General features: G+C 65.9%; 5 protein-coding genes and 1 pseudogene. 1 reads left to right on the forward strand and 5 read right to left on the reverse strand.

What is annotated here, in order from left to right:
* The 3 genes and pseudogenes from AC14A7_RS08525 to ddaH form a co-directional block, all read right to left on the reverse strand.
* Positions 1–5,475 (reverse strand): annotated as a pseudogene (locus AC14A7_RS08525) (hypothetical protein); the annotation flags it as partial.
* Positions 5,476–5,657: 182 nt separating this feature from the next.
* The gene (rocD, locus tag AC14A7_RS08530) at positions 5,658–6,854 is read right to left on the reverse strand and encodes an ornithine--oxo-acid transaminase (RefSeq protein ID WP_484008126.1); all 1,197 of its coding nucleotides are present in this window, start codon (positions 6,852–6,854) and stop codon (positions 5,658–5,660) included.
* Positions 6,851–7,687, reverse strand: a complete 837-nt coding sequence (gene ddaH / locus AC14A7_RS08535; RefSeq protein ID WP_484008127.1) for a dimethylargininase — start codon at positions 7,685–7,687, stop codon at positions 6,851–6,853. The genes rocD and ddaH overlap by 4 nt, the downstream gene beginning before the upstream one ends.
* A 103-nt stretch (positions 7,688–7,790) precedes the next feature.
* Between ddaH and AC14A7_RS08540 the strand changes: the two genes are divergently transcribed.
* A complete protein-coding gene (locus tag AC14A7_RS08540) occupies positions 7,791–8,228 on the forward strand; it encodes an Lrp/AsnC family transcriptional regulator (protein WP_484008128.1) in 438 nt (145 codons plus the stop codon).
* A 304-nt stretch (positions 8,229–8,532) separates the two neighbouring features.
* On the opposite strand, the gene AC14A7_RS08545 is transcribed toward AC14A7_RS08540, so the two are convergent.
* Both AC14A7_RS08545 and AC14A7_RS08550 read right to left on the reverse strand, forming a co-directional pair.
* Positions 8,533–8,781, reverse strand: a complete 249-nt coding sequence (locus tag AC14A7_RS08545) for a hypothetical protein (protein WP_484008130.1) — start codon at positions 8,779–8,781, stop codon at positions 8,533–8,535.
* 889 nt (positions 8,782–9,670) lie between these two features.
* A complete protein-coding gene (locus AC14A7_RS08550; protein ID WP_484008131.1) occupies positions 9,671–10,744 on the reverse strand; it encodes an RHS repeat-associated core domain-containing protein in 1,074 nt (357 codons plus the stop codon).
* Positions 10,745–11,463: the final 719 nt, after the last annotated feature.

Consider the following 11,463-nt stretch of genomic DNA (forward strand, 5'->3'; position numbering starts at 1 on the left):
CCCCCACCCCCCCCCCCCCCCCCCCCCCCCCCCCCCCCCCCCCCCCCCCCCCCCCCCCCCCCCCCCCCCCCAGTTGGGCAGGCGCTCGGCGGTGTACGACCAGTCCTCCACGGAGAAGATCGGCACGACGGCGCTGCCAGCCACGGGCTTGGCCCAGAAGCTGATCCTCTGGTCGAGGAGGGCCCATCCCTCTGGGCACACGTTGGAGGAGTCGTTGCGAATCTGCACCTCGCCGCCCTGTGGGTTCGCGAAGACGATCGGTCGGCAGTTGTTGTTCGTCCACTGCGCCGTGACTGTCATGCCCGTTGGAGCGAAGCTGAGGTTGAGCTCTGGCCCGTCGACGCCAACGCCCTCCTTGTCGACAGCGAAGATGTTGTCGACGTCCCATGCGAGCTCGCCGACCGGCTGGTTCTTCGTGATCGCAGCCCCGGTGAGGTGGTCGATGCCGAAGGGCGCTCGCGCAGTAGACGCCACCGGCGCGATTCGGGCGGAGCCGACGAACCAGTCTGTCTGGCGCCGGGTCTCGTAGAGGCCGGAGGAGTAGACGAGCTCGGTGCTCGTCGTCCTGCCGCCGCACCGCAGCTGGTCGACCGACTCACTCTGGAGGGAGCGGTAGGTGAATGGCGTGTATGCCTGCGAGCTGATCGGCCACTGGGACTCGATGACAACCGCCACGCAGCGCACCTCGAAGAACTGGGCGTCGATGCGGGGCACGCCCGCGGCGGTCGCGGGCATCGTGAACGACATCGTGTTTGGCGCGCCAGCGGTGGCGCCTCGCGGCGCATCGCCGACGATCGTGAGCGGAAGCACGGTGTTCAGGCGTTGGTCAGCCGCTGCGAAGCCGACTCGCCACTGGCCGAAGTACAGGCCGGCCTTCGGCGTGGCCGTCAACGACATCACCGTGCCGGGCACCCAGCCGGGCTTGCCGTTCCACGTGGTGCAGCTGCCATCCCACGGCTTCAGATACGCGCTCGACTCCGGTCGGTACAGCGCCGTGACGGTCACCTTCCCGCCTTCGAGGGCGGGTAGGTCGATCGTGTTGCAGTCGCGCACCTTGAAGGTTGCAGACACCGCCTTGTCGGCATCCATGACCACCGACACCACACTCTTGTCTGCGGTGAGGGCCGTCCCACCGGTCACGGTGTCGATGACGTACTCCGGCGTCCCTCCGACAGGATTGACCCGGAGGATGACCTCGGTGCCGGCGGCGTATCGCGGCATGCCCGCCCGCGCGGCGGCGAGGTCGTCAGCGGTCGGCGTGGTCGGGTGCGAGCAGTTCGGAGTCGTGGTCGAGACGATGGTGCCCTTGAACTTGTCTGACGTCTTGCCGTGGCGCACGACGTCCTCGGCGTTCCACGAGTTCGACACCGGGTCCAGCGTCAGCGTGAAGCAGACAGGTTCGTACTTCTCGACGATGGTGATCGAGTGGCTAAGGCTCACCGTGAGTCGCAGCGTCGGGCCAGTGCCGGCATTGACGCCGTCGACCATCCAGTGGTCGAAGGCCATCGGCGACGCCACCGGGTCGTGCGTGACGAGCAGCACGCTTCCCGTGGTGTAGCCCGTCCTGCCGGCGCGCTCGCACGTGCTCCCGTACTCGAGAGCAATCGTGGAGTTGTAGCTCGCAGGAAGGAAGCAGTCCTTCGGCAGCTGAACGCCGGTATGGCTCACGCCGGGAAGGTCGTCGGCAGAGATGAAGGCGATCGAGAAATCGAGCGGCTCCGACGATATCCCCGACGGCGGCAGCGGCACGGTAAGCGTGCAGGTGCCGGTCGCCACAGATGCCGAGCAGTACGCGGACCCGTAGCGCACGTCAACGCGGCCGATCGGAGCGAGCGACCCGGTCGCGGTCACCGACCAGGTGAACCGGATGTCGCCGCCGGTCACCCACTCCGTCGGCGAGGATTCGTAGCTGAGGAACGCCACGCGAGGTCGGGCCTCGAACTCGAGCTGCGCGGCCCCACCGAGGTGGTTCGCATCGCCCCCGTAGGTGGCGATGAGGGTGTTTGTGCCATTCCGCACGCTTTCCGCCGGGAAGTCGCAGGCGGCGTCAACCACAACGCATGACACGTCGGCGGGCCAGATGGTGATGCTGACAGCGCCCGTCGGCGACGGAGCCAGCGCGCCTGCCGCGGACGAGACGGACGTGTAGACACGCAACGGCTGAGCGCTGGCGGGTTGCGTGCCCCGGAAGGTGAGAGAGGTAGTGCTCGCTGCCCGCTGCACCGACACCGAGGTGCTCGCGGTCGTGGCATCGAGGCGCACCCCGTCGCCGCCGGCCGTCGCCGAGATTGCGAAGTCGCCCGCGCGGTGGATGAAGACGGACGCGGTTCCACGCAACGTGCCGCTGGCTACGGCCCGGGTGAGGAACACGGTCTGCTCGACGCCATCGATGGAGACGGTTGCAGGCCCGGAGTACGCCGAGTCGCGCTCGGCGCCAGACGGCCGCACGATGACCTCGACCGTTGCCAGGGCGCCGAGCTCGAATCCTGAGGCGACGAGCTGCATCGTGCCAGACGGCGGGGCAACCGTCAGCGACACCGGAGCGCTCTGCGCCACCCATGGCCGGGATCCGTAACTCACCACCGCCACAAGAGACTCGGTGCCGCCGATGGGGCGCGAGATCGTCGTCGAACCGTAGAGCCCGTCGGCGGCAGTTGTCAGGGTCACGGTGCCAAAGGGCGTGATGCCGTACAGCCCGACCGTTCCGATCGTCGCCACGGTTCCGCTGGGGATGCCGGTGCCGCCACCCGACAGAGTGGATGCGGTCACCGTGACCGGAATCACGTCGCCCGCGACGATGGAGCCGTCATCCGTGATCGACAGCGTGAGCTGAGGGGCCGGAGGGTTCGACCACTGAACCACAAGCGGGTCGGATGTCGTGGTGTCGGCATTGGCACCCGCGGTGAAGGTAGCCCGGGCGGTGTAGGTGAACTCGAAGTTGATGCCCTCGGCCACGGTGATGACCCCGGAGCTGCCGCCATGCAGGTTGAAGGATCCCGCAGTCTCCGTCTCGCCGTTCGGGTAGGTGCGCAGCAGCTCGACGCGCTCGATGAGGCCTACCGGCACGTCGGAGACTGTCACGCCGAGCACGATGGACCCGTCGAGCACACCCGTCGCCGGACCGGTGAGGGTCACCGTCGGAAGGTACGCAGCGGGCGTGTGCGACGTGAGGAAGAAGGTCGTCGGAGTCCAGATCGAGTCGCCGGAGTACTCGGCCTTGAACAGCGTGCCGCCGGGCATCACCGCCATGTTGGCCGTCATGACGCCGTTGACGATCACTCCGCCACCGAGGATGGCTCCGTCGAGGCTGAGCAGCCGCACGACACCCGTTGGAACCGGGTGGCTGCCGTACGTCGGGAAGGTAAGGGAGACGACGGTGTTCTCTGGCGTCGAGTCAGTCCACGAGCTTCTCGGAGTCGATGGGGAGGCGCCGATCACGTCAACGGTCGCCGAATCCTCGGACGACTCGAACCCTCCCCCGGCGGCACGGTGCTGGTACACCGCCCGCCACGTCACCTCTGCGATGACGGGCGAGGTGTGGAGCCAGCCCGCGACGCCGTTGTGGACGGTTGACTCGCCCTGCTTCACCCCATCCGCATAGAAGGCGACGACGCCGCTTGGCACCGGGATGCCGTCGGCGCCGGTCACGGTCGCCAGCAGTTCTGTGCGTGACCCGACCGACTGGCGGGGCACGGCGAGGTCGAGCGTGGTTGAGGTAGCGGTCACGGTGAAGCCCGGCGCCTCGGAGCCGATGAGCCCGTATGTGTCGGTCTCCGGAATCTTCCAGTTGATGTACCGGGACCCGGGCGCGAACTTGCCGGTGAGGTCGATGACCACGGTGGCTTTTCCATCGACTATCGAGAATGACTGCGTCGAGACGAGCACAAAGCTGGAATCCGCCGAGTAGAGCTCAAGCTGGGCATCGCCGTCCACAACGCTCTCGAGGGTCAGGGTCAGGCTGCTCGGAGCGCCGAACTGCACCTCGCCGCTGCTGGGCGAGAGCTGCATCGACGTGTAGCGGATCGACGCCTTCTGAAAGTCATGCGAGATAGTCGTCGCTGAGGGCTCGTAGCCTTCCGTGCCGTCGAACTCGAACCGGAGCGAGACGGTACCGGCTGGCAGGTCGTCGGTCGCGAAGGCGAAGTCCCATGCGCTGTACTCGAGGAAGAAGTCGCTGATCTTCGGATCCGCGGTGAGAGGGTCGAGGTCATCGAGGTAGAGCGACACCGTGCCGCTTGTCAGCGGCAGTTCGGACTCGTCCGGAGCAACCACCGACAGGGACAGGTACTGGGTCTCGCCGATACGGCTGGAGCCCGTGAGCATCGGCTGGACAACGGTCGAGAAGCCGCTCGGGGCAGCGAACGCAGCGGTCTCAGGCGCTGCCGGCGGTGACGCCGGAGCGGACTCCACAGGCGGCTCGATCGGCGCTGGCTCTGCTGGCGCCTCAAGCGGTGCGGCGGGCTCGACGACGGGTGGGGGCTCCTCGACGGTGTCGGCGAGCGCAGGCGACGGGATGAGGGTCGAGAACAGCGCGACGACCGTCACGACCGCGACGCGTGCGGCAACCGCGGCGGTGGGGGCGATCAGGCCGCGAGCGCGCCTCCGCGAGCCCACTGTCGAGCTTCGTCGCTCGATCGCGCTCGCTGATGGGGGCAGCAGGATCGCGAGAGCGGCACCGGTGATGATCATCAGCACGCACACGAGGCTGGCGAGAAGTACCGTGCTGAGGAGGAGCGCCTCGAGTGACGCGGCGTCGGCCGTTGCCACCTCGGTTCCGATAAGCGTGAGTCCAGCGGAAAGTCCGCCAGAGATCACAGTGAATGCCAGCAGTGCGCGCTTGTGTGTTCGCAGGCTGTCGATCGACATCGTCACCAGCGCGCGCACCGAGCTGGGCCGCGACAGAGCTGCGGGAATCGACGCCACGGCCAGCGCGACGATCGCGAGCACGGGCAGGAATGGGATCGAGCCAAGGAGGGCGACTCGAGCTCCGGGCCCAAATCCTGCGCCGCCGCCACGGCGATGGCGCCGTCGCAGCACGACCGCGCTCGCGACTCCGATGAAGGGCAGCACGAACCAGAGCAGGACCGCGACCAGCCCCGACATGAGCAGTAGCGCCTGCACGGCAAGCAGGCGTGGAGCAGCGCTCAGCACCGCACCCGCAGCGCGCAGAACTCCGATCGGAGTTGCTGCGTGTGCAGCGAAATGCAGCACGGTCACGGTGAGCATGCCGAGCGACATCGCGGCTCCGGCGATCGAGAACAGGAGCACGTTGACGGCGATGGCCTGGCCGACCAGTTGCGAGCCGGTCGACAGGAGGTTGTCGCCGACGACGATCCCGAGCAGGTAAAGCGCAACAACGGCGAGCAGCGGCGCGACCACGGTCGTGAGAACGGTCGCGAGAACACTGCGCAGCACGACGAGCGGCCCCGCACTCGTGCGCGTCCGCGCGAGGAGAGTAGAGGCGGTGCCAGTCACGAAGACCCGATCGTCTAACGCCGCGTGCGCAAAAACAGGACGCTGATGCGCCGGGCAATCAGACCGCGGGCGTAACGCGAGTCTCTGTAACGTACGCTAGTTCACCCGCGACCGGCTGCGCTCCCCCTCAACCGGGTGACGACTGACGCTCGCACGCGCGCGGCACTGGCGTGCGACTCGACTCAGGCGAGCTCCTCCAGCACCGCCCGCAGCTGCTCGACCGCGAAGTCGAGGTCTTCCTCCGAGGCGACGATCGGCGGGGCGAAGCGGATCGTGGATCCGTGGGTGTCTTTCACGAGCACCCCGCGTTCCATGAGCGCCTCGCACACCGCACGCCCGGTCGCGAGCGCGGGGTCGATGTCGACGCCGACCCAGAGTCCGGCGCCGCGAACCGCGACGACGCCATGGCCGATGAGCGACCGGATGCCAGCCTGCAGACGCTCGCCCAGCATCCGGGCCCGCTCCTGCATCTCGCCGGTGGCGAGCATGTCGACGACCGCGTGCCCGACCGCCGCGGCGAGGGGGTTGCCGCCGAAGGTCGAGCCGTGCTGGCCCGCGCCGATGACACCGAGGATGTCGTGGTTGCCGACAACGGCGCTCACGGGAACGATGCCGCCGCCCAGTGCCTTGCCGAGCAGGTAGAGGTCGGGAACGACGCCGACGTTGTCGCACTGGAAGGTCGCGCCGGTGCGACCGAGCCCCGACTGGATCTCGTCGGCGATGAAGAGCACGTTGTGCTCCGTGGTGATGCGACGCACGTCGCGCAGGTACTCCGGCGGCGGAATCAGGATGCCGGCCTCGCCCTGAATCGGCTCCACCAGCACCGCGACGGTGTTCGCGTCGATCGCGGCCTCGAGCGCCGCGGAGTCGCCGTAGGGCACGCTCACGAAGCCGGGCGTGTACGGGCCGAAGTCGGCCTTCGCCTCCGGGTCGTTCGAGAAGCTGATGATCGTCGTGGTGCGGCCGTGGAAGTTGCCGTCCATGACGATGATCTTCGCCATGCCCTCTGGCACGCCCTTGACACGGTAGCCCCAGGCGCGCGCGACCTTGATGCCAGACTCGACGGCCTCTGCTCCCGTGTTCATCGGCAGCACCATGTCCTTCTTCGCGAGCGCGGCGAGCGCCGACGCGAAGGGCCCGAGCTGGTCGTTGTGGAAGGCGCGGCTCGTCAGGGTGATGCGGTCGAGCTGGTCTTTGGCCGCCTGCACGAGCACGGGGTTGCCGTGGCCGAAGTTGACCGCGGAGTAGGCGGCGAGGCAGTCGAGGTAGCGCTTGCCGTCGACGTCGGTCACCCAGGCGCCCTCGCCGCTCGCCACCACGACCTCGAGCGGGTGGTAGTTGTGCGTGAGGTTTGCGTCGTACTGCGTTGCGACGGTCATCGGCGCAGCTCCAGGGTGCAGCACTTCACTCCGCCGCCGCCGAGCAGCAGCTCGGACAGGTCGACGCCGATGGGGTTGTAGCCGCGCTCGCGCAGCTGGCGCTCGAAGTCCTTCGCACGCGAGGCGATCACGACGTTGTATCCGTCGCTGTAGCTGTTGAGGCCGAGAACCGCCGCGTCCTCCTCTGTGGCGAGGATGGCATCCGGGTACAGCGCGCGCAGCTTCACCAGCGACTCCTCGTCGAACGCGCTCTCGAGGTAGGCGATGTTGGTGTCGTCGAGCACGGCGATCGCCGTATCCAGGTGGTAGAAGCTCGGGTTGACCAGGTTGAGGGTGACGACCTCGCGGCCGTAGATGCCGGCGATCTCCTCGTGCGAGTTCGAGGCGCTGCGGAAGCCGGTGCAGGCCAGGATGCGGTCGCCGACGAGCAGAAAGTCGCCCTCCCCCTCGTTGACGTTCTCTGGCACGCGCACGTCGAAGCCGGCCTCACGGAACCAGTCCATGTAGGCGGGGCCCTCCGGCTGGCGCTCCGGGTAGGTGAACGACGCCCCGTAGGCGATGTTGTCGATGACGAAGCCGCCGTTGGCCGCGTAGACCATGTCGGGCAGCCCGTCGATGGGGTCGATGAGCTGCACGTCGAAGCCGAGGTCGAGGTAGGTGCGGTAGAGCTCCTCCCACTGGCTCACCGCGAGGGCGGTGTCTGTGGGCAGCTGCGGGTCCATCCACGGGTTGATGCGGTACACGACCGTGAAGTAGTTCGGGCGGCACATCAGCACGGTGCGCTTGGTCGCCTGGCGGGCGGGCGCGTCGGTGGAGGGGTTCACAAGAGTCATGAATCCAGTGTCACACGCACTATCAGGCAATGTCTGGCCGCAGTGCGCACCAAACAAGCGTGGGATGTCGCATCGACACAAGAAATCGCCATAGGCTTCCCTGATGGACAGTCTCGACTACGGAATCATCGATCGCCTCCGCCTCAACGCCCGCGCCGGCTACGGCGACATCGGCGAGGTCATCGGGCTCTCGGCCTCTGCGGTCAAGCGCCGCGTCGACAAGCTCGTGGCCGACGGAGTGATCCGCAACTTCACCATCCAGGTCGACCCCGCCGTCGACGGCCTCTCCACCGAGGCCTACGTCGAGCTCTTCTGCCGCGGCACGGTCGCCCCCGACGAGCTGCGCCGCATCCTCTCCGGAATTCCAGAGGTCGTGGATGCCGGAACCGTCACCGGCTCGGCCGACGCCATCGTGCACATGCGCTCCCGCGACATCCCCTCGCTCGAGGACGCCCTGGAGCGCGTGCGCCTCGCGCCCAACGTCGACCACACCCGCTCGGCGATCGTGCTGTCGCGGTTGATCCACCGGACGCAGGACTAGCTCCGGCCTGACTTTTGGGCTAACGGCGTCAGACGTCGGGCAACAATGAGATTCAGAAGCATCTTCCGCGGTGCGGGCTCTATTGACCTCAACGAGAACTCGCGAACCAACAAAACTAAGGACGCAACCAGCAGTGACAATAGCGGGCCATCGGGCCCGTCTTGCCTCGCCGGTATTCTTGTCCAGAGGTCGGATCTCCCGCTCTCCCGCGTTTCAGCGCACCATCTCGACATCTCGAGCTCACAAGGTCAACGAGTTGACTTCTGTGGTCCCCCACATTGAGCTAGTTGCCTCAAGTCCACGCCTAGAGCCGATCACCATCCGTCTGGAGGATGCCGCGCATGGCTTGGGTACGAGAACTCGCATCCGGCAGCACGGTTGCCGCGGAGAGTACCCGCCCGGTGAGGGCCTCGTGCGCCGGGGTAGTGGTGCCCCACACATCGGTCGAGGACACCGACCGGCCCAAGAGGTCGCTGGTGGCGGTGATGGTGCCGACCGGGTCGGAGGCAGGAGACCAGCGGGTTACCGGCGACCGCGGCGGCGAACGACGCACATTAAATTAGTCCACCGAAACCAAAACAGCCCCGTAATCGCTGAGATCACGGGGCTGTTTGGTGGTGCGCCCGGAGGGATTTGAAACCTAGGTTGCCTCTTGCCGTTAGCGGCCATGTCGAGCTTTGACCAGCAATTTGAAGCGAAATCAGCCATCGCTGATCAGGTGAGGAGGGCAATAATCGCGGTCAGTTGTAGGGCTTTTGCAGGGTTTTGTGCCCTCCTACCAGTGTGTCTTCGGTTTCGTGCGCCTTCTTCAGCTCCCACGCGCTCCCAGATTGATTCGTGAGGTGGTGCCGCCGGGTCATTCCCGCAGGTCGCTGAGGGGAGCCCCGTGCTTGCGGAGAGGCGGTTGCTGCAACTCAGAGCTAGCGCCGGTGTGGCCCCGGATACCCCAGTGTTGACCAAAGTTGCCGACCACGCAGATGCTGCGTCCTCATCGAGGCTGGCTGCGTCTCTATGTAGCTCGGGCCCGCCTTACCTCGAGTCCATACCTGCGCGCAGATGGAGTCCACGAGGCAACCGCGGCTGCGAGTCCGGTTGCGGCTGACAACAAAGCTAAGGCGTCTCCATATGTAAAAAGCTCGAGGAAGCCCCAGATGCCAACTAGCGTGGTGAGTATCGCCGCGCCGCGCCAGCCTCGTTTCAGGGAGATCACCGCGAGTAAAGCGATGGCTACGCTGATCAGCCCGGAAACGACAACTACTGGCACCGACACATCACTCGGATGCGCATCGCCACCCGGGGCAACGAGCAGGGCGACAAAACGCAGAGCGGTGATGCACGTCGCCAGAACCATGCCGAGTTGGGCAACGATGGCTGCCGGAGGAACGTTCGCTCGTTCTAGGAGTCGTCTCGGTCCAGCGTTCATCAATTGGTCCATTCGTCCGTTAGTTCCGGTAGTAGCGCGGTTCGTGGGTGATGTAAACCCGCCTCAGATAGGTCATTTCCGCGTCCCACCACACCTGAGCGCTCGGTCCGGCGGAGCCCAGATCTTCCGGGTCGGGTTCGCACCGACCCTTTGTGGCAACGCACTCGATCACTGTCGGCAGAATATCAACCGCAAATGGCCAGAAGGTGGTCCAAGTTCGCTCGCAGTAATAGTCACAGATCGATCCGGGGTGCTCCAGAACCTGACCGCAAGTCATGGCGGCGCCCTTGCCAACCGCCTGTCCATTACAGCGGAACCCAGTGGTCACCGATCCGCCGTTTGCGATGGGCCCCGGCGCGTTGATGCTCGGTAGCAGTGGGCCATTTTTCTTGTAGACGTTCTTTCTGAGGGTCGCGGTGATCTGACCTCCGCTCATGCCTACGACATATCCACCATCGCGCACGTAGTGCTCGGCGGAGTCGGCTGTTAGCAGGCCGGTCAGGTCGAATCTGTTGATCGGGTCGGCCGGGTAGTCATACGCGTTGCTGACCCCACCCTCGATCGGGTCGACCTCCAGGAACCGGCCGAGCGCGGCCACATACTGCCTGGCCCCCATCTCGATGGTCGCAATGGCACCCTGATGCTCGTAGAGCTTCCGGTGCCCACCAACCCACGCGTTGTCGGCCTCGCCGGGGGTCGTGTCGGCGACCGCATCATCCGCGTCCAGGGTGCCGATGTCGCCGGTCACCGGGTCGATCGGCTGCCCGAACGGGTCATAGGTGGCCCGCGTGCCACCCCGCACACCAGCACCATCGGCCTGGACGATGCTGTCGCCGTGCAGGTTCGGGTAGTTCCACTTCTGGCTGGCATCCGCCTCGAACGAGACGTTCACCCCGCCCGGCAGTGACAGGGTGCGCTGCAAGGTCTCGTCGTCGCCGTTCAGCACCGCCCCGGAGGTGTAGCGCACCGTCGTCGACACCGCCGCAACCGCCGGCTCACCCGGTGAGGCGAGAACCTCCACCGCCATCAGGTTCCACCGGAAGGTGGTGGGAGCCGTGATGCATGCCCGTCGTTGCTCCCGTTTCTTGCTCATTTCTCGTCCGCTTCACCGATCACTCATGGCATCGCCATTCTCAAGGCAGGCTGAAGAGGACAAGGTTGGCAAGAAAACCCCCGACAGCGAAAGTCAGGACGATGATGACTGACCGTCTTCTTCCCGGTCTGAGCCAAACCCAGCCGAGACTCGCGTGTCGTGCTACAAGTGGTGCCATCAGAAGAACCGCCATTCCGAGAGCTGACCACACAGACATTCCTAGCCAAACGCTTGCGATTAAAGCCCCTGCGGCGAATGCAGAGACGGCCAAAGTGGATGTTTGATGATTAGGTGTACGCGCCCTATGCAAGCCCCAAGCAGCGGCAGCTGCACAGGACAGAACGAGAACCAGTTTCAGCGCTGACACCAAGAGTCCCTGCGAGTCGAATCTGAATCCGAGACTTGATTGCAGTGCTAAGCCCGCCGCAGCTTGAATCAACACTCCAACTACTCCTAAGTAGGAGGTCCATCTGGCTTCTGTGGGCCACCCAATGAGCACTACCAGGGCGAACGCGCCCAGCCCCCAGCTTGCGTCGACCAGGGTGAGTGACTTGTCGGGACTCGCACCGAATACCCCTGCCGCGAGTAAATCCGACCACATAACTCCCACCGCGGCCACGAGAGCGACTGTGCCGACTAGAACAATCCGGAGACCACCGGGAAAAAACCGGCTGACGCTCGCCTCGTTTGTCGAACGAACCATAGTTATCTCCACGATC

The sequence above is a fragment of the Conyzicola sp. genome (assembly GCF_057073975.1).

Bases quoted from the DNA above. Each gene is read 5' to 3' on its own strand.
- rocD (WP_484008126.1), bottom strand. From the start codon at position 6,854: ATGACCGTCGCAACGCAGTACGACGCAAACCTCACGCACAACTACCAC.
- ddaH (WP_484008127.1), bottom strand. From the start codon at position 7,687: ATGACTCTTGTGAACCCCTCCACCGACGCGCCCGCCCGCCAGGCGACC.
- AC14A7_RS08540 (WP_484008128.1), top strand. From the start codon at position 7,791: ATGGACAGTCTCGACTACGGAATCATCGATCGCCTCCGCCTCAACGCC.
- AC14A7_RS08550 (WP_484008131.1), bottom strand. From the start codon at position 10,744: ATGAGCAAGAAACGGGAGCAACGACGGGCATGCATCACGGCTCCCACC.